Raw genomic sequence first — 18,834 nt, forward strand, 5'->3', positions numbered from 1 at the left:
CTGCCTTTAAGGCGTCGATGGGTATTGAGTATCGCTTCATCATAAAAATATCATGCAAAATCAGTTATTTACAATACAGAGAAACTTTTAAATGGGCGCCCATAGTTTACATGATGGGGGCCTTTCCGCCCAGTTCCCAAAGGGCATCAATGCCTTGTAAGTAAGCGACGACACGCCACTCCTCGTCGTTAATGATACCCGAACCTGTGTAATGCGGTCCCTCTCCGGGTACCTTGGCTCGATGGAACCAGCCGAACTGGACTGTCCAACTGTCATCGCCACCGTCCTCTGCGATCTCGCGAATATGATCGATCAGATCTTCTTTTGAGTCTTCCAAGGGGCCGGCCATCTGATCGAACTGAACCGCGCCGGGATTGTCGGAGGCCGTTTGGTTTGAGTCAGGCGGCCATCGCCGGGGTGTCCGTCATGGCGTGGAAGCGAGCCTCAGCTTCGGCGGGTGGGATGTTGCCGATGGGGCCCAGGATCCGCCGGTGGTTGAACCAATCGACCCATTCCAGGGTGGCGTATTCGACGGCCTCGAAGGATCGCCATGGCCCACGCCGGTGGATCACCTCGGCCTTGTAGAGGCCGTTGATGGTTTCCGCCAGGGCGTTGTCGTAGCTGTCGCCGACACTGCCGACCGAGGGCTCGATCCCGGCGTCCGCCAGGCGCTCGGTGTACTTGATGCTGACGTATTGAACGCCCCTGTCCGAATGATGAACCAGGCCGCCGTGCTTGGCCGGTTGCCGTTCATGCAGGGCTTGCTCCAGTGCGTCGAGCACGAAGGCGGCATGGGCCGTCCGCGATACCCGCCAGCCGACGATGCGCCGGGCGTAGGCGTCGATGACGAAGGCCACGTAGACGAAGCCCTGCCAGGTGGCAACGTAGGTGAAGTCCGACAGCCACAGCATGTTCGGCCGGGGCGCATGGAATTGCCGATTGACATGGTCCAGCGGACAGGGTGCCGCCTTGTCGCTCACCGTCGTCCTCACCGGCTTGCCCCGGATCACACCTCGCAGGCCCAGGTCCCGCATCAGCCGGGCGACCGTGCAACGCGCGATGGCTTGGCCCTCCCGCTTGAGCTGGTGCCAGACCTTGCGCACGCCATAGACGGCGAAGTTCTCGTCGAACACCCGCCGTATTGCGACCTTCAACCGTGTGTCCCGCTTGGCCCGCGCCGGCAGGCGGTCCGGGTTGGAACGCCGCGACGCATGCCGGTGATAGGTCGACGGGGCGATCGGCAACACCTGGCAGATCGGCTCGACCCCGTGCGCACCCCGATGCTCATCGATGAAGGCAATCATGGCTTGAACCGGCGGTCGAGCTCCGCCGCCGCAAAATACGCGCTCGCCTTGCGCAGGATGTCATTCGCTTGGCGCAGTTCCCGGTTCTCCCGTTCCAGCGCCTTCAGCCGTTCCGCGACATCGCTGGGAACACCGGCCCGCGTGCCTGCTTCAACCTCGGCCTTCTTCACCCATTCGTTCAGCGTCTGTCCGGAACAGCCGATCTTCGCCGCGATCGACATCACCGCCGCCCAACGGGACGGATGATCCTTCTCGTGATCCAACACCAGCCGCACCGCGCGGGCACGAACTTCGGGGGAAAACTTGTTCGTCGTCTTGCTCATCGTGGCTTCAGTCTCTCAGGAGTGAAAGCCTCCGACAATCCCGGCGCGGTTCATGGTGGCATTGCTCCACCTCCGCGCCGCCACTCGGATCCAGCTGGCGCAGCACTTCCACCCTGGCGGGTTGCAGGCGGCGCTCCCGCTTCCGGTCCGCGCCCTTTGGGCGGGCCGTCAATTTGGCTTCCGCCGGGTTTGTGGGCAGGTGCATGCCCCATTCCCGTCGGCCATGGGCAATCACGGTGGCAATCAGGTTGAGGCGTCGCACGACCGTGGCGGGCGCGTAGTCGACGGCCAGCATCCTGTCCCGATAGCTGGCGATGTCCTGGGAGGCAAGGCCGCTCAGCCGGCGCAGACAGATCTCGTCGTCCTCGATGACAAGCAGGTGGCCAGCTTCCTGCACCGCGCCCCGCTTGGTTGGCGTAACCTCCTCGCGGTAGCGGTGGAGCAGGGCCCCCAAGGTGGTGCTGTCGGCTTGGCTATGATCCACGAAGACCCGGCGATCCATGTCCGTCTCGATGGATTTGGCCCAGCGCTCGGCATCCTTCTTTTTCTCGAAGGTCTTGGAAACCGGTTTATGGCCCACGCGACGAACCTTGGCCTGATAGCCAATGATCTGACCTTCGCGATTCTCTCGGGGGATGATGGTAGCCATGAGGGGAAAGGCCTTCGCAGTGTTCCGCGAAGACAACTGTCCCCAAACTGTCCCGCAAAATCCAGCCGAAACGCTGGAAGCGTGGCGTCCCCTACGGGATTCGAACCCGTGTCGCCGCCGTGAAAGGGCGGTGTCCTAGGCCTCTAGACGAAGGGGACGGCGAGGCGGATAGATAATGATCCGGCCTCGAGAAGGCAAGCGGATAAATAAGGCCCCTTCGTCGGTTTTCGCGCATAGGGGGTCTGCCGGATTGCACGGCCGGATTGGGCGGGGAAACGGCATCCGGCCGGGCGGGCAACGGAAACGATCTCAGCGGAACCGGTCGATGGCGCGGTCCGCCTTCAGGATCAGGTCCAGCATGGGTTCGGTCTTGGGCATGGCGCGCAGCACCTTTTCCAGCGCCTGCAACTGGGCGGTGACGGCCTTGTTCTTGCCGCGAGCGCGCAGATATTCGAAGCGGAAGCTGATGGCGGTGTGGAAAGTGGTTTCCAGATCCGCCTCCTTGGCGCGGATGGAGCGGTCGAAACCTTCCTTCTCCGCCACCTTGCGGCAGGCGGTGAACAGGGTGGCGGCCGCCTGGGCCACCGCCACCTCTTCATCGCCGGGGATGCGCGCCATGTCCGGCACCAACCGCACCTCCTGCTTTTCGCGCATCTCACGCTGCGGCAACACCAGGCAGGCGTCACGCACCGCCACGCTGGCGAACTGGTCCGCGGCCTGGGTCACCTTCTGCCGCGCCTCCACCATCATGGTGTCCCATTTGGCATGGCCCCCATGGGCGTGAGCGAAATCCCGCGCCTCTTCCGCCATGCCCTGCACCATGGCGCCAGCGTCGGAGATCAGGCGGGCGCAGGTCATCAGCCACACCCGCCGCGTCATGCCCCGGTCCCCCGTCGCCGTGCGGCCGATCTCCGCCAAGGTGCGGGTCAGGTCGCCGAACAGCCGGGCCGGGATCGCCTGCAGGCCGGCCGCCCCCTCATCCCCCGTGCGCAGCAGGTCGGCCGACAACAGGCGCACCAGGCGCAGCGACTGCCACGGCTGGGCCAAGAGGCGCAGCAGGCCGTGGAAATAATAGTCCACCACCTCACGGTCGGCGGCGTGCAGGTGCATGTAGCCGTTCTTGGCAACCACCGTACCCTGGGGCCTGAAGTCCTGTACGCGCCCATCGGGTGTGCGGGGACAGACGGCCCGGATCTGGTCGAACCACGGCGTCAGCAAGGGGTCAAGTCCCAGGATGCGGGCGATTTCCCCCGCATCCGCCATGGCCCGGTCACTGCCCAGCAGCACCTGGACCTCCCGCCGGCGCACGGGCGATTCCGCCGCCTCCGCCAGCAGCAGGGTGGTGGCCTCGGCCGCGATGCTGCGCCCGAACTGGATGACGCTGTCGATCTCATCCTGCCGCTCCGCCATCATGGCGTTGCGGTATTCCGCCGTGGCGGCCGCCAGGCGCGGCCGGTAACCGGAGCCCATCAGCAGGCGCCACCACGGCGCCAGGCTGGACCGCGCCACCACCGCGCGGCGGGCGCCCACCACCGCCTCGCCATCCACCAGATAGGGTTCCAGGCAGACGCACAGCGCCCGCTGGAAGGTAGGCACGCGCACGGGGCGCAGGCTGCGCAGCATGGGCCGCAGGCAGGTCAGGATCTGTTCGTCCGACGCCGCCCCGGTTTCCGTGGCGCGCGCCTTTTCCACGGCGTTGGCCACCCGGACCAAGGCACCGTCATCAAGCGTGCGGAAATGCGATTCCAGCTTGCTGAGCGAGGACTCCACGCCAGACGATTCAACGTCGGCGTCCGGTGCGGCCGTCGCCGCCCGATCAGCCCCTGGCTGTCCTGACATCGGTTCCCCCTACCCCGGAGCGTGTCCGCCCCGCGACCGGCAGGCCGCGGAATCGTTTCCACCCGTCACTGCCTTGGGCCTTGATTTTTTTGGCGGCCGCCCATTAGCGCCCACCCCATCGGGAATAACGACAGGTGGAATGACTTCGGATGGTTAAGCATCGTTTAATGCAGGGGTGCTGTCAATCCAGTCGCGGGATAGTTCCAGATTCGCGATCAAAATGATGGAACGGTGACAGCCAATAGGTATTCAAGCAGAAGTTGCCGTCGGATCTTCCCGCTACTGTCATGCCATTTCAATAAACTTTGGTTAATGAATCGCCGGGATTTCGAAACGAAAAGGCGATCCCTTTCCCGGATTTACGGGATAATCATTTAGTATTTTAGATAAATTATAAGTTTTGGTTGGCGCCGCCCTCACGCGCCACCGGGCAGGGCCGCGTCGTCGATCATCAGCTGCACGCCCTCCGCCCCGTTCCAACGGTCGGGACGCAAGGTGCCGGCCAGGTGCAGCGGCCGGCCGCCATGCTGCAGCAGGGCCGGCCCCAGATCCTCATCCATGGCGCGGAAGGCAATGGCCTTCAGGCGCGCGCCGTCGGCCGAAGCCAGGACGCAGCGCACATGGTTACCGCCGACCACGTCGGCCCGCACCACCTTGGCGTCCGCCACCGCCAGGCGCGGTTCGGAATTGCCGGTGCCAAAGGGACCCAGCCGGGTGATGTGGCCCAGCAGGTCGGTGGAGGCGCCACGCACGCTGACCACCCCGTCCAGGTGCAGGGTGGGCACCACCGGGCCCTGCCCTTCCAACTGCTGGGCGATGCGGTCGGCCAGGAAGTCGCGCAGCGCCGGCAGCTTGTCCTCCGCCACCGTGAAACCCGCCGCCATGGCATGGCCGCCGCCGGCCATCAGCAGGCCGGCCTGGCGGGCGGCGATGACGGCGGAGCCCAGGTCGATGCCGCGCACCGACCGGCCCGAGGCCTTGCCGATGCCGCCTTCCAGCGCCACGACACAGGCCGGGCGGCCATAGCGTTCCTTGAGGCGGGAGGCGACGATGCCGATGACGCCGGGGTGCCAGCCCGGGGCGGCCACCACCAGCGATCCCCCGGCCGTGGGATTGGCCGCAACTTGCGCCTCCACCAGGGCCAGCGCCTCTTCCAGCACCAGGGCCTCGATGGCCCGGCGTTCGGCGTTCAGCGCGTGCAGTTGGGCCGCCAGGTCGCGGGCCTCCACCGGATCATCGGTGGACAAGAGGCGGGTGCCCAGATCAGCGCGGCCCACCCGGCCGCCGGCGTTGACGCGCGGCCCCAGGATGTAGCCGGCGTGGTAGGCGTCCATGCGTTCGTTGATGGTGGCGACATCGGCCAGCGCCGCGATGCCGATATTGTCGCGCCGGCCCATGACCCGCAGGCCCTGCGCCACCAGGGCGCGGTTCAGGCCCACCAGGGGCACGACGTCGCACACGGTACCCAGCGCCACCAGGTCCAGCCAGGCCATCAGGTCAGGCTCTTTCCGGTTGGCGTACCAGCCGGCCTGGCGCAGGGCGCGGTTGACCGCCACCACCAGCAGGAAGGCGACGCCCACGGCAGCCAGGTTGCCCAGGCTGGCCGTCATCGTCTCATCCAGGCGGTTGGGGTTGACCACGGCGGTGGCCGTGGGCAGCACCATCTCCGCCTTGTGGTGGTCGACGACGATGACCTCCAGCCCGGCCTGGGCGGCGGCGGCCAGCGGCTCAAACGAGGTGACGCCGCAATCCACCGTGATGACCAGATCCACGCCGCCCTCGCGCAGGCGCAGCAGCGCCGGGGCGTTGGGGCCGTAGCCTTCGTTGATGCGGTCGGGGATGTAAGTCTGGATATCGGCGCCCACGGCGCGGAAGAAACGCACCAGCAGGGCGGAGGATGTCGCGCCATCGACATCATAGTCGCCGAACACCGCCAGCTTTTCCCCCCGGCGCACGGCATGGCTCAGGCGGTCGGCGGCGGCGGCCATGTCCAGCAGGGAATGCGGATCGGGCAGGAAACGCTTCAGCGTCGGGGCCAGGAAATCCTCGGCCGCGTCCAGATCCACCCCACGGGCCGCCAGGACGCGGCCCACCAGTTCCGGTAGCCCCCCGCGCTGGGCATGCGCCAGGGCCAGCCGTTCGTCATGCGGACGGGCCAGCCAACGCCGGCCGGTGGCGGAATGGGAGACACCCAACAGGGGGCGAGGCTCGCCGCCGGGAACATCCCCCAGCAGCGAGCCCGTAAACGCTTGGTTATTCAGCATCCGGAACGAATTTGGTCTTGGTGCGGAGGTTATGGTGCGCCTCAACATAGCGCACCGTGCCGCTCTTCGACCGCATAATAACGGAATGGGTGTAGGCGCCGCCCGGATACCGGCGCACACCGCGCAGCATGGTGCCGGTGGTGACGCCGGTGGCGGCGAACATGACGTTGCCGCTGGCCAGATCCGTCAGGCCGTACTTCCGGTCCAGGTCGGTGACGCCCCAGCGCTTGGCGCGGGCGCGTTCATCGTCGTTGCGGAACAGCAGGCGGCCCTGCATCTGGCCGCCGATGCAGCGCAAGGCCGCGGCGGCCAGCACGCCTTCCGGAGCGCCACCGGAACCGACATACATGTCGATGCCGCTGTCGGGCTGGGAGGTGGAGATGACACCCGAGACGTCGCCGTCGCCGATCAGCATGATGCGGGCGCCGGCGGCGCGCACCCGGCCGATCAGGTCGCGGTGGCGGGGACGGTCCAGGATGCAGACCACCAGTTCCGACACGTCGGCGTGCTTGGCCCGGGCCAGGTTCTTCAGGTTGGTCTCGATCTTCTCATCGATGTCGATCACGCCCTCGGGCAGGCCGGCACCGACGGCGATCTTGTCCATGTAGACGTCGGGCGCGTTCAGGAACCCCCCTGATTCGGCCATGGCGATGACCGCCAGGGCGTTGGGGCCGCCGGTGGCGGTGATGGTGGTGCCTTCCAGCGGGTCCAGCGCGATGTCGATCTTGGGACCGGCGCCGGAGCCCACCTTTTCACCAATGTACAGCATGGGGGCCTCATCACGCTCCCCCTCGCCGATCACCACGGTGCCTTCGATGGCCAGGCTGTTCAGCGCCTTGCGCATCGCGTCCACGGCGGCCTGGTCGGCCGCCTTCTCGTCACCCCGGCCCATCAGCAGCGAGGCCGACAGGGCCGCGGCCTCGGTCACGCGCACCGCCTCAAGGGCCAGGTTGCGATCCATCACCAGGCTGATATCGCCCCTCGGATCGACGGGCGCCTCAGTAGCCTTGCTCATAATTGTCTTTCCCCGAGTGTGTTTCCGTCGGACCCCTTATTATAAGGACGGGGTCCGTGACGGTGGTGTGTCAATAATCCTCGATACGGATCATCCGCGGGGTTTCCTGTACCGCGCCCAGTCCGCCAATGACGGCCAGGGCGCGCAGCATTGCCACTTCTTCCGTATCGTGGGTGGTCAACACCACCGGAACGGCCTCACCCGGCGCCCGGCCCCGTTGCAGGAACGACTCCATGGAGACGTTCTGGTCACGCAGGGCCGCGGCGACATCGGCGATGACGCCCGGACGGTCAACCACCATCAGGCGCACATAATACCGTCCGCGCCGCGCCGACAAGGGGGCAGGCGTGAGGGTGGACAATTGGCCGGCCGGCACGGCGAAGGTGGGGGTGCGGCGACCGATGGCGATATCCACCAGATCCGCCACCACGGCGGAAGCGGTAGGCCCCGCCCCGGCGCCGCGCCCGACCAGGGCCACCTTGTCCGCGAAATCACCGTCGGCCACCACGGCGTTGAACACGCCATCGGTGGCAGCGATCAGCGAGCCGATGGGCACCATGCAGGGGTTGACCCGCTGTTCGATGCCGTTTTCGGTGCGCCGGGCGATGCCCAGCAGCTTGATGCGATAGCCCAGCTGGCCGGCATAATCGATGTCCAGGGCCGACACGTGGCGGATGCCCTCGACATGCACATTGGCGAAATCGACCTTGGTGCCAAAGGCGACGGAGGTGAGGATGGCCAGCTTATGGGCCGCGTCCACGCCGTCGATATCGAAGCTGGGGTCGGCCTCGGCATAACCCTTGGCCTGAGCCTCCGCCAGGACGTCGGCGAAGTCGCGGCCGGTCGTTCGCATCTCCGTCAGGATGTAGTTGCAGGTGCCGTTGAGGATGCCGTGCACCTCGCGCACCGCGTTGGCGGCCAGGCCTTCGCGCAGGCCCTTGATCACCGGGATGCCGCCGGCCACCGCCGCCTCGAACGCCAGGGTCAGGCCCTTCTCCTCGGCCTGAAGCGCCAGCGCCGTGCCGTGGTGGGCCAGCAGGGCCTTGTTGGCGGTCACCACATGCTTGCCATGGGCCAGCGCGGTCTCGACGGTGCGGGCGGCGATGCCGTCCGACCCGCCGATCAGTTCCACCACCACGTCGACCTCAGGGTCGGACGCCAGGTCCACGGCGTTGTCGTGCCAGCGCGCCACCGTCAGGTCCACCCCACGGTCGCGGTTGCGATCGCGGGCGCTGACGGCGGTCACCACCAGGGGGCGACCGCCGCGCCGGGACAGGAGGTCGGCTTGGGTGGCCAGCACCTTCAGGACCCCGCCACCCACGGTGCCGAGACCGGCGATGCCCACGCGCAGCGGTGCCGTACCCATGCTTTCCCCCTTATCCCTAACGATCGCCATCAGGCTCAGATCACTTTTTTGACGGCCGGCGCATCGGCGCCGTTGCCCGTCCGGTGCAGGAAGCCCCGGATGTTGCGGCAGGCCTGGCGGATGCGCTGCACGTTTTCGACCAGGCCGAATCGCACATGCTCATCGCCATATTCGCCGAAGCCGATGCCGGGGGAGACGGCGACCTGCGCCTCCTGCAGCAGCAGCTTGGAGAATTCCAGCGAGCCCAGGGCGCGGAAGGGTTCCGGAATGCGGGCCCAGACGAACATGGTGGCCGACGGCGCCGGCACGTCCCAGCCGGCGGCGGACAGGCCCTCGATCAGGGCGTCGCGCCGGGCCTTGTACATCTGGCGGATTTCCTCCACGCAGTCCTGCGGGCCGTTCAGCGCGGCGGTGGCCGCCACCTGGATGGGGGTGAAGGCACCGTAGTCGACGTAGGACTTGAACTTGGCCAGCGCGCCGATGAGCTTCTTGGAGCCCACGCCGAAGCCCACCCGCCAGCCCGGCATGTTGTAGGTCTTGCTCAGGCTGTTGAATTCCACCGTGATGTCGCGCGCCTCGGGGATCTGCAGGATGGACGGCGGCGGGTTGCCGTCGAAATAGATCTCCGCGTAGGCAATGTCCGACAGGATGTAGATGCCGTGCTTCAGGCACAGCTCCACGATCGGGCGGTAGAAATCCAGCGTCACCGTCTGGGTCGTCGGGTTGGCCGGGAAGCTGACGATGACGGCGATGGGCTTGGGCACCGAATGGCGGATGGCGCGTTCCAGCGTCTCCACGAAATTCTCCACCCCGTCCACCACCGGGATGTGGCGCAGCGCGGCCCCCGCCAGCATGAAGCCGAAGGGGTGGATGGGGTAGGACGGATTGGGCACCAGGATGACATCACCCGGGCTGGTGATGGCCTGGGCCAGGTTGGCCAAGCCTTCCTTGGAGCCGATGGTGACGCAGGCCTCCGTCTCCGGATCGATGTCCACGTCGAAGCGGCGCTTGTAATAGGCGGAAATCGCCTTGCGCAGGCCGGGGATGCCGCGGGACATGGAATAGCGGTGCGTCTTGGGATTGCGCACGGCCTCCACCAGCTTTTCCACGATGTGGGGCGGCGTCGGCTGATCGGGGTTGCCCATGCCGAGGTCGATGATGTCCTCACCGGCCGCGCGGGCTCGCGCCTTCATCGCGTTCACTTCGGCGAACACATAGGGCGGCAGGCGCTTGATGCGGTGGAACTCTTCGCTCATGGGACGGTCTGTACCGATTTGGGGGTTGGTGGGGGATTCGGTCGAGGACATGGGAGGGTCGCCAGGGGTTTGTATCGTCCCGGCACGCGGCCGGCGACAGCAATTTCCACAGGGCGGGCATCCCGTTTCAAGACATTTGCTTACAAGATTACCCGCCCCAGCCTAATTTTCCGCCCCGACTCCGGTCAGTTGGCCTATCGGCCAAAAGCTGCCCGGATCAGTTCTGGGGGGTCTGGCTGGTACCGTTGGCGGCGGGGGTACCAGCCTGGCTAGCGGCGCCGGTGGCTGGCGCGGCAGGAACCGCGGCGGCGGCGGGGGCGCCGGCGGTGTGGGCGTTCACTTGAGGGGTCGCCACGGGAATGGCGGACGTGGCCTCCGGCACGCGTCCGGGAACGGCGGGCGGCGCGCTGGGCACCACCGGCAGCTTGGACGGGGCGGGCTGGCCGGCATCCTTGGCGCCGTCCTTGGGGGCAGACGGCCCGAACAGGGAATCGCCGGAGCCGGAGGCGCGCTGCACCCCCTGCTGGTCCGGGGAGTTCTGGTAGACGGTCAGCTGGGTCGCGGCCTGGCCGGCGGTGTTGCGGTCAGCCAGCAGGCTGTCCACATCCTTCTGCCGGGCGGCGGGATCGGGAATATTCTTCGGCCGCTCAGGCACGGCCGCCAGGTTGGTCCAGGCATCCGGCGCCGGTCCGACATGGCGCACCGGGCGCTCGCCCAGCAGCAGCGCCTTGGAACTGTCGTCGTTGGCCATCGGCTCCGGATCTTCCGGACCGTCATGGAAGATCGCCTTGGGCACGAACTGGCCAGCACAGCCGCCAAGCCCCAAGGCACCGACCGACAGGGCCAGCAACAGCACCGCACGCCCAGCCACGCCCCGACGGGTGCCGGCCGAAAGGGTACCAGCCAAGGGGGCGCCGGAGTTGTCCGGCCGGCCGTCGCGGGTGATGTCCGTGTTCAGGGCGTCCACCAGGGGCCTTGCGTCTGCGTCGGTGAAAATCATGGCCGGATCGTGTATTAAATCCCCACCGGCCGCAAGCGCCGTCACCAGCCGCAACCCTGCCTTCTTTTCGGCGGCGGAACGGCCGGTCGGCGGGCGGGCCGGCGGGCGTCGCAGCGGAACCGGCGCCCATCCCGCCCCCCTGATCCCGACCAAGCCTTACTAAGAAGCCCCACTGGTAACCGAGGCGAAGGAAGCAAGAAAGCATGGCCGACACCCCGCCCAAGCGTACCCGGACCCCACGCGTTTCCGCCACCGCGCCCCAGACCGCACCGGCCCCGAAACCCGCCGCATCCCGCGCCGCCAAGGCGCCGGCCAAGGGGAAGAGCACAACCGCCCCGCCCGAGGCCCCGCGCGCCAAGGTCGTCGCCAGCGCCCAGGTGAAAGAATCGGCGGCACCGGCATCAGCGCCCAAGACGGCCACCGCCCGGAAGATCACCGCCACCAAAGCCACCGTCGCCGCCGCACCCGCGGCCAAGGCCACGCCCGCCAAGGCGGCGGCCACGAAGAAGATCGTGAAGGCCACGCCCATCGCCCCGCCGGTGCCGGGCGCGCCGCACCTGAAAGCGCACAAGAACCTGCAGTCCGAACCGCTGGCCCCCATGCCCGTGGCGGGCGTGACGGCGGAACCGGCCAAGGCGCCCCCCGGCCGGAAGACGGCCAAGGCCGCCACCGCCACGGCCACCCGGCGCAAGTCCGCCCCCCTGCCCCCGTCCGTGAAGATGCCGGCGGCGGCACAGCCCGCGGCGCCTGAGGCGCCCAAGCCGCCGCCCTTCACCAAGGCCAACGCGCCCAAGCCGGCCGCGACCGTCACGGCCGCCCCGAAGGACGGCGAAGTCCGCCGGCCGGACCCGATGGAACTGACCCTGGCCGTGAACCGCATCGCCGAGCAGGCGCAGCGGCTGGTGGCGGATTTCCTGGCCCGCCAGACGCCGCCGCCAGCGGACGGTGCGGCCACCGCCGACCCCATGTCGTTCGGCGCCCCCTTTGGCAACCTGCCGACCTCCATGGCCAACCTGGACCCGTTCAACCTGGGCAGCGCCTTCATGGAGATGACGGCCCGCATGATGGCCGACCCCAACCGCCTGATCGAGGCGCAGATCGGCCTGTGGCAGGACTATCTGGAACTGTGGCAGCGCACCGCCCAGCGCCTGATGGGGGAGGAGGCGCAGCCGGTCATCAGCCCGGCCAAAGAGGACAAGCGGTTCCGCGACAAGTCGTGGGATGAGAACGCCGTCTTCGACTTCATCAAGCAGTCCTACCTGCTGACCGCCAAGTACGTGCAGGGGGCCGTGCGCGGGGTGGAGGGGCTGGAGGGCAAGACCGCCCGGAAGCTGGACTTCTTCACCCGCCAGTTCGTGGACGCGCTGTCGCCCAGCAACTTCCCCCTGACCAATCCCGAGGTGCTGCGCGTCACCCTGGAATCGGGCGGCGACAACCTGGTGAAGGGGCTGGAGAACCTGCTGGGGGATCTGGAGCGCGGCCACGGGCAACTGGCCATCTCCATGACCGACTATTCCGCGTTCGAGGTGGGCCGCAACATCGCCGTCACCCCTGGCAAGGTGGTCTTCCAGAACGACCTGATGCAGCTGATCCAGTACTCAGCCACGACGGAAAGCGTCCACCAGCGGCCCCTGCTGATCATCCCGCCCTGGATCAACAAGTTCTACATCCTGGACCTGAAGCCGGCCAATTCGCTGATCAGGTGGCTGGTGGACCAGGGCCACACCGTCTTCGTCATCTCCTGGGTCAATCCCAACGAGGCCCTGGCGGCCAAGGATTTCGAGGACTACATGGCCGACGGGCCGCTGGCGGCCCTGGACGCCATCAAACAGGCGACCGGCGAGGATGAGGTCAACGCCATCGGCTATTGCATCGGCGGCACCCTGCTGTCCGGCACGCTGGCCTACATGGCGGCCAAGAAGGACCAGCGCATCAAGAGTGCGATGTACCTGGTGACGCTGACCGACTTCACCGACGTGGGCGAACTGTCCGTCTTCATCGATGAGGAACAGCTGGGCGCCCTGGAGACCCGCATGAAAAGCCGGGGCTATCTGGACGGCCAGTCCATGGCCACCACCTTCAACATGCTGCGGTCCAACGACCTGATCTGGTCCTTCGTCGTCAACAACTACCTGCTGGGCCGGGACCCCTTCCCCTTCGACCTGCTGTACTGGAATTCCGACAGCACGCGCATGCCCCCGGCCATGCACAGCTTCTACCTGCGCAACATGTACCAGAAGAACCTGCTGGTCCGGCCGGGCGGCATCAGCCTGAAGGGCGTGCCCATCGATTTGCGCACCATCAAGACGCCCACCTTCATGCTGTCGACGCGCGAGGACCACATCGCGCCGTGGAAAAGCACCTACGCCGCCACCCAGCTGTACGGCGGCCCGGTGAAGTTCGTGCTGGCGGCGTCCGGCCACATCGCCGGCGTGGTCAACCCGCCGGCGGCCAACAAGTACAGCCATTTCCTCAACGACACGCTGCCGGCGTCGCCCGACGACTGGCTGGCCGGCACCACCCAGGTCAACGGCAGCTGGTGGCCCGTCTACGCCGCCTGGGTGGCCGAGCACGCCGGCCCCAAGGTCCCCGCCCGCACGCCCGGCGACGGCAAGCTGAAGCCCATTGAGGACGCGCCGGGGTCGTATGTGAAGGTGCGGGTGGTGGAATGAGCTGATGCATCGCCACACGGGGATTTTCAATCCCCGTGTCGGTGGGCGTTTTCATGGCCCCTGGACGCAGCCCCGACATGGGACAATATTAGGAATGCCATTATGAGTTTGGAACCCTGAGATCATGCCGAAGCGTTCCACCGTTCCCGCCGCGACCACCCCGTTGAGACTAGGGGATCCCGGCTTTTTGCAGGCGTTCCAGAAGGCGGCCCCATCCCTTTCGGGCGACCCTGAAACGGCCCGCCGGCGAGCGCTCGACTTTCTGCAGCGGGCGGGGGTTGTCGATGAAGATGGCAAACTTTCCAAACCCTACAGATCGTAAGTGCATAAGCTAACTTACGGGTTTGTTCTGGGTTATCATGGCTGCCCGCAAACGGTCGCCAAGGCCTTGTTGGCGGGCGCCCCCTTCAAGGCATCTGAGAACGACTACGACTGGTTGGGTCATGGAGTCTACTTCTGGGAAGCAAACCCCAAGCGCGGCTTGGCTTTCGCCAAAGAGGCGCTGAAACGCAAGAATTCCAGAAAACGCCCGGCGGTCATCGGAACCGTTATCGACTTGGGCCATTGCCTCGACCTGACCACAGAAGCCGGAATCGATATCCTGAAAACCGCACATGCGGTCTTGAAGGCAAATCTCGATCTCTTGGGCCGCCCCCTGCCCGTGAACGGCCCGAATCTTCGACGATTGGATTGCGCTGTAATCGAAGCCGCTCACACACTCGCGTCCGAAGGTCGGGACATGCCGCCCTTCGACACGGTCAAAGGCGTATTCGTTGAAGGCACGGAGGCCTATCCGGGCTCCGGCTTCAACGACAAGACGCATATCCAGATCGCCGTCCGGAACCCGAAGATGATCAAGGGCGTGTTCCGGGTGGACGACGAACTCCTGAAGTAAGGATCATCCATCCTCACGCTTGCGCCGCCTGAACTCCGCCACCTTGGCCTGGGTGCCGCAGGCCTTCATGGAACACCAGCGCCGGTCGCCGGCGCGTGAGGTGTCGACGAAGAACAGGGTGCAGGTGGGCGACTGGCATTGCCGGATGTGGCCGCCCATCTCGCCGCCGAACAAATGCACCGCATCCCGTGCCAGGGTGGCGATGAAGGCCGCCATGTCGCCGCGCAACATCACATCCGCCGTGTCGCCCAGCGTCAGCACCGGTGTCGCCGCCGGCTGGGCGGCTGCGTGATTAAGGACATCCAGCGCCGCCTCCACACCGCCGCCGGCCGCCCCCTTGCCGCCATGCAGGCGGGTGGCCAGGTCGTAGATGGCCTCGCGCACCTGCCGCATCAGCACCAGGTCCGCCTCATTCGCCGAGGGCGGGTCATTGGTCAGGCCGGCAGCGGCCACCCATCGTTCCACGTCCCGGGGTGTGGCCAGCAATTCGCGGGGCGCCGGCTTCAGCCGCGCCTGGAAGGTGGCCGGCAGGTCGATGGCGGGGCAGCCGCCCCGGAAACGGAAACCGTCCCGTTCCTCAACCTCGCCGGCCTTGATGTCTTCATGTTTCATGTAACCGTATTGACAGGTTTCAAACGCGGTGGCAACACAGAGGCATTGAAACCTGATGAGCCAGTTACATGAGAGGAGCCCGCGAATGCGCCGTGACAAATTGTTGCCCGTCCTCACCGTCCTGATGGCGCTGGGCGCGCCCGTCGGCCTGCCGGCCTACGCTATGGCCGCCGACCTTCCGTCGCTGGAAGGCACCTGGGTGATGGAGGCCGCCTACGAGATTCACGCCGACGGTGGCCGCACCACCAACTATGGGGAGCATCCGATGGGCCTGCTGACCGTGGATGCGGCGGGCCGTTACAACATGCAGATCTTCAAGGTGGGCCGGCCCGCGTTCGCCAGCGGCGTCAAGACGCAGGGCACGGCTGAGGAGTATCGGCTGGCCGTGCTGGGCTCCAGCACCCACTTCGGCACGGTCCATATCGACCGGGCCCAGCATCAGCTGGTGTTCGACGTCCAGGCGGCCTCCTTCCCCAATTGGGAGGGCAAGCGCCAGGTGCGGGACTACACCTATGACGACGGGCTGCTGAGTTATGGCGTGCCGGCCAGCGCGTCCGGCGACGGCACCGTGGCCTATTCGGTGTGGCGCAAGGCGCCGTAGCATCCTGCGGGCCTCTCTCTTGTGAAGCCATCTCGACTCGCTTAAAAGAGGGGCCCATGTCCATCCTGACCCCCTTCCTCTGCCTGTTCCTGCCCTTCCTGCTGGCGCTTGGCCTGACGGGGGGTGCCACCTGGTGGCTCAAGCGCCGCCAGGTCATGGACCGGCCCAATGAACGATCCAGCCACACCCTGCCCACGCCGCGCGGCGGCGGGCTGGGCGTGGTGCCGGCGCTGCTGGGCGCCTGGGCCGTGACCGGCGCCTTCGCGGGCGACATGGACGTGCTGTGGCCCGTCATCGCCGCCACCCTGCCGCTGGCCGCCATTTCCTGGGCCGATGATCTGTGGGGCGTGCCGCCCGGCTGGCGCCTGGTGGCGCAAGTGCTGGCGGTGGCCATCGCCCTGACAGCCTTGCCGTCCGACGCCCTGGTGTTCCAGGGCTGGCTGCCGCACTGGCTGGACCGCCTGGTGGCCGGCCTGGCCTGGGTATGGTTCGTCAATTTGTTCAACTTCATGGATGGCATCGACGGCATCAGCGCGGTTGAGACGCTGTGCCTGGGCCTGGGCCTGGCCGCCGCCTACTTCGCCGCCGGCCAGATGGGCTTCATGAGCTCCTACGCCCTGGCACTCGCCGGCGTGGCGCTGGGCTTCATCGCCTGGAACTGGCATCCGGCCAAGGTTTTCCTGGGCGATGTCGGCAGCGTGCCACTGGGTTTCCTGTCCGGCTGGATGCTGCTGCGCGCGGCCGCCGACGGCCTGTGGCTGCCGGCACTGATCCTGCCGCTGTACTACCTGGCCGACGCCAGCGTCACCCTGGCCAAGCGGCTGTGGCGGCGGGAACCGGTGTGGCAGGCCCACCGCCAGCATTTCTATCAGCAGGCGGTGCGCCGGCTGGGCCGGCACGACCTGGTGGCCCTGGCCATCCTGGCGGCCAACACGGCCCTGGTGGCCACCGCCATCCTGGCCTTCACCGAGCCCGGCTGGGCGGTGGCCGCCCCCCTGACGGTGGCCGCCCTGCTGTTCTGGATGGCGCGCGGCGTCACACCCGCGGCGAGGAAGCCGGACACGGCCGCCTGAAAAAGTTCCCAGCCCAGCCTTGCGCTGCCGGGATGCCGCCCTCTGAAATTTTAGCTTGCACGCCGTGTGGAATCGCTTAAATAGAAAGTTCGCGACGCACCCGCACGTGCCACTGGCCCCTGGGTCCCCGCCGCCGTGAACCGGCAGCCGGCCCCTTGGATGTTAAGCAACGACGTTAGGCGTCCTTTTTGAGCAGATCCGGCCGACGGCCGGGCCTTGAGAGGGAACCAACATCATGCTTTCCACCCCGACACGGGCGGTGAGGCGGTAAGCCCCTTCTGATCCGCCGCGTCTGTTGACGCTTTGAGGTCTTAAGGTCGTGAAAACGGCCCGATGACCCGGTAATCACGGCGCTGGATCAGATCATTCCCCTTCTCCCCCGATTGCAGCACCCGGAAATCGGCCCGGTCCTGACAGGACCACGCCCCATTTCTCGCGCAATCTCTGGATCAGCCGAATGACAACCGGATTCGCCGTACGCCTGAGGGCGCGGTGACCGGACAGGGATATCGCCCGATGGCCTATCGTTTCCGTTCCGCCGTTTCGCCGCTGCGCCGCGTGCGCGCCCAGACCACTGCCTCCGCCTTCCCCGCCCAAGCCCCCACTGTGGACAGCCTGGTCGCCAGCCTGGCCCCGGCGGAGCCCATGCACTGCCTGCGCCCGCGCCAGGTGGCCCAGAACGCGCGTGAGTTCATCGCCGCCTTCCACGGCGCCGTGGAACAGGCGCTGGGCGACGGCGCGCGCGGTTCCGTGCTGTACGCGGTGAAGTGCAATCCCGATCCCACCATGCTGCGCGCCCTGACGGCGGGCGGCCTGCATCATTTCGACTGCGCGTCGCCGGCCGAAATCCGCCTGGCCCGCCAGATGTACCCGGCCGCCGGCGTGCACTACATGCACCCGGTGAAGAACCGTGCCGCCATCCGCACCGCCTATTTCGAACAGGCGGTGCGCGACTTCTCGCTCGATTCGGCCGATGAACTGGCCAAGATCGTCCAGGTGGCGGCGGAGGGCATGCCCGGCATCGACGGCGTGGATGCCCGCCTGGATCCGGTGGCGGCCGATCTGGGCCTGGTGATTCGCCTGGCCATGCCCAAGGGCCAGGCCGCCTACGACCTGTCCGCCAAGTTCGGCGCCGCCTTCGACGACGCGGTGGCCCTGCTGCGCGCCGCGCGGCCCCTGGCCCTGCGCGTGGGCGTCTGCTTCCACGTCGGTTCGCAGTGCATGGACCCGCAGGCCTACACCCGCGCCCTGGCCATCGCCGACGCCGTGGTGAAGGCCGCCGGTGTCGCCATCGACATCGTCGATGTGGGCGGCGGCTTCCCCGCGCGCTATCCGGACATGGACCCGCCCCCGCTGGCCGACTACATGGCCGCCATCCGCGACGGGCTGAAGGCCATGGACCTGGCGCCGGGCGTGCGGGTGTGGTGCGAGCCGGGCCGCGCCCTAGTCGCCACCGGCGCTTCCGTCGTCGTGCAGGTGGAACGCCGCCGGGGTTCGGAACTTTTCATCAATGACGGCGCCTATGGCAGCCTGGCCGACGCCGGCGCCTTGGGCATGCAGTTCCCCGTGCGCCTGGTGCGCCGGACGGAGGCGGAGGAACTGCAGGCGTTCAGCTTCTGGGGCCCCACCTGCGACAGTGCCGACTATATGCGCGGTCCCTTCCTGTTGCCCGCCGACATCCGCGAGGGCGACTGGATCGAGATCGGGCAACTGGGCGCCTATGGCGCGGCCTTGCGCACGGCGTTCAACGGCTTCGACCAGGCCCGCCTGGTGGAGGTGCGCGACGCCCCGCTGGTGGTCACCGCAGGTCTGGCCCCCACCACGGTTCGACGGAATTATCGATACGGCGTATTGCGTCGCCGCATCGCTTAAGGCAAACACGGCGCTCTTAATCCAACAAAGGGGTCGGCGGCTGGAAGGTCGTCGGCGAATTCGCGACAGCAACAGACGGTCGGTCAACCGTTA

Annotated in this window: 16 protein-coding genes, 1 tRNA gene and 1 other annotated feature; of the genes, 6 read left to right on the plus strand and 11 right to left on the minus strand. The window is 67.1% G+C overall.

The window, feature by feature from the left end:
* Positions 1 to 106 precede the first annotated feature (106 nt).
* From PW843_00910 to PW843_00955, 10 genes are all read right to left on the minus strand, one after another.
* Positions 107 to 349, minus strand: a complete 243-nt coding sequence (locus tag PW843_00910; protein MDE1145167.1) for a hypothetical protein — start codon at positions 347 to 349, stop codon at positions 107 to 109.
* Positions 350 to 398: 49 nt separating this feature from the next.
* Positions 399 to 1,627, minus strand: a protein-coding gene (locus tag PW843_00915) for an IS3 family transposase (GenBank protein ID MDE1145168.1) whose coding sequence is annotated in 2 segments (ribosomal slippage) — positions 399 to 1,339 and positions 1,339 to 1,627 — 1,230 coding nt in all. Because the reading frame shifts where the segments join, the coding sequence is not laid out codon by codon here.
* Positions 1,230 to 1,346 (minus strand) — a sequence feature (AL1L pseudoknot). Its footprint overlaps the gene before it by 117 nt.
* 7 nt (positions 1,628 to 1,634) lie before the next feature.
* The gene (locus PW843_00920; GenBank protein ID MDE1145169.1) at positions 1,635 to 2,276 is read right to left on the minus strand and encodes a hypothetical protein; all 642 of its coding nucleotides are present in this window, start codon (positions 2,274 to 2,276) and stop codon (positions 1,635 to 1,637) included.
* An 82-nt stretch (positions 2,277 to 2,358) separates the two neighbouring features.
* A tRNA-Glu gene (locus PW843_00925) sits at positions 2,359 to 2,434 on the minus strand.
* Positions 2,435 to 2,585: 151 nt separating this feature from the next.
* The gene (locus tag PW843_00930) at positions 2,586 to 4,115 is read right to left on the minus strand and encodes a hypothetical protein (protein ID MDE1145170.1); all 1,530 of its coding nucleotides are present in this window, start codon (positions 4,113 to 4,115) and stop codon (positions 2,586 to 2,588) included.
* Positions 4,116 to 4,531: 416 nt separating this feature from the next.
* Positions 4,532 to 6,310, minus strand: coding sequence for a single-stranded-DNA-specific exonuclease RecJ (recJ, locus tag PW843_00935; GenBank protein ID MDE1145171.1), 1,779 nt, complete (start codon positions 6,308 to 6,310; stop codon positions 4,532 to 4,534).
* Between the two features lie 58 nt (positions 6,311 to 6,368).
* Positions 6,369 to 7,340, minus strand: a complete 972-nt coding sequence (gene glpX / locus PW843_00940) for a class II fructose-bisphosphatase (protein MDE1145172.1) — start codon at positions 7,338 to 7,340, stop codon at positions 6,369 to 6,371.
* Positions 7,341 to 7,464: 124 nt separating this feature from the next.
* A complete protein-coding gene (locus tag PW843_00945) occupies positions 7,465 to 8,760 on the minus strand; it encodes a homoserine dehydrogenase (protein ID MDE1145173.1) in 1,296 nt (431 codons plus the stop codon).
* A 35-nt stretch (positions 8,761 to 8,795) separates the two neighbouring features.
* On the minus strand, positions 8,796 to 10,016 hold the full coding sequence (locus PW843_00950; GenBank protein MDE1145174.1) for an LL-diaminopimelate aminotransferase: 1,221 nt from the start codon (positions 10,014 to 10,016) through the stop codon (positions 8,796 to 8,798).
* A gap of 217 nt (positions 10,017 to 10,233) precedes the next feature.
* The gene (locus PW843_00955; GenBank protein ID MDE1145175.1) at positions 10,234 to 11,016 is read right to left on the minus strand and encodes a hypothetical protein; all 783 of its coding nucleotides are present in this window, start codon (positions 11,014 to 11,016) and stop codon (positions 10,234 to 10,236) included.
* Positions 11,017 to 11,867: 851 nt separating this feature from the next.
* On the opposite strand from PW843_00955, the gene phaC reads away from it, so the two are divergent.
* The 3 genes from phaC to PW843_00970 all read left to right on the plus strand — a co-directional run bounded on the left by phaC (position 11,868) and on the right by PW843_00970 (position 14,583).
* Positions 11,868 to 13,688 carry a class I poly(R)-hydroxyalkanoic acid synthase gene (phaC, locus tag PW843_00960; protein ID MDE1145176.1) on the plus strand — a complete coding sequence of 607 codons (1,821 nt, stop codon included), beginning with the start codon at positions 11,868 to 11,870 and terminating at the stop codon, positions 13,686 to 13,688.
* 124 nt (positions 13,689 to 13,812) lie between these two features.
* The gene (locus tag PW843_00965; GenBank protein MDE1145177.1) at positions 13,813 to 14,010 is read left to right on the plus strand and encodes a hypothetical protein; all 198 of its coding nucleotides are present in this window, start codon (positions 13,813 to 13,815) and stop codon (positions 14,008 to 14,010) included.
* Complete coding sequence (locus tag PW843_00970; GenBank protein ID MDE1145178.1) at positions 14,011 to 14,583, plus strand: hypothetical protein; 573 nt, start codon at positions 14,011 to 14,013, stop codon at positions 14,581 to 14,583. It abuts the gene before it with no gap.
* A 3-nt stretch (positions 14,584 to 14,586) separates the two neighbouring features.
* Here the strand turns inward: PW843_00970 and PW843_00975 are convergent, their stop codons facing one another.
* Positions 14,587 to 15,195: a CGNR zinc finger domain-containing protein gene (locus PW843_00975; protein ID MDE1145179.1), complete on the minus strand. Its 609-nt coding sequence runs from the start codon at positions 15,193 to 15,195 to the stop codon at positions 14,587 to 14,589.
* 85 nt (positions 15,196 to 15,280) lie between these two features.
* Here PW843_00975 and PW843_00980 point away from each other — a divergent pair, with 85 nt between their 5' ends.
* The 3 genes from PW843_00980 (at position 15,281) to PW843_00990 (ending at position 18,741) form a co-directional block, all read left to right on the plus strand.
* A complete protein-coding gene (locus PW843_00980; protein MDE1145180.1) occupies positions 15,281 to 15,796 on the plus strand; it encodes a lipocalin-like domain-containing protein in 516 nt (171 codons plus the stop codon).
* A gap of 56 nt (positions 15,797 to 15,852) precedes the next feature.
* Complete coding sequence (locus PW843_00985) at positions 15,853 to 16,869, plus strand: glycosyltransferase family 4 protein (protein MDE1145181.1); 1,017 nt, start codon at positions 15,853 to 15,855, stop codon at positions 16,867 to 16,869.
* A gap of 516 nt (positions 16,870 to 17,385) precedes the next feature.
* Entirely contained in the window at positions 17,386 to 18,741 is a 1,356-nt protein-coding gene (locus PW843_00990) for a type III PLP-dependent enzyme (GenBank protein MDE1145182.1), read from the plus strand.
* Positions 18,742 to 18,834: the final 93 nt, after the last annotated feature.

This window comes from Azospirillaceae bacterium (assembly GCA_028283825.1).
Taxonomy (GTDB): Bacteria; Pseudomonadota; Alphaproteobacteria; order Azospirillales; family Azospirillaceae; genus Nitrospirillum.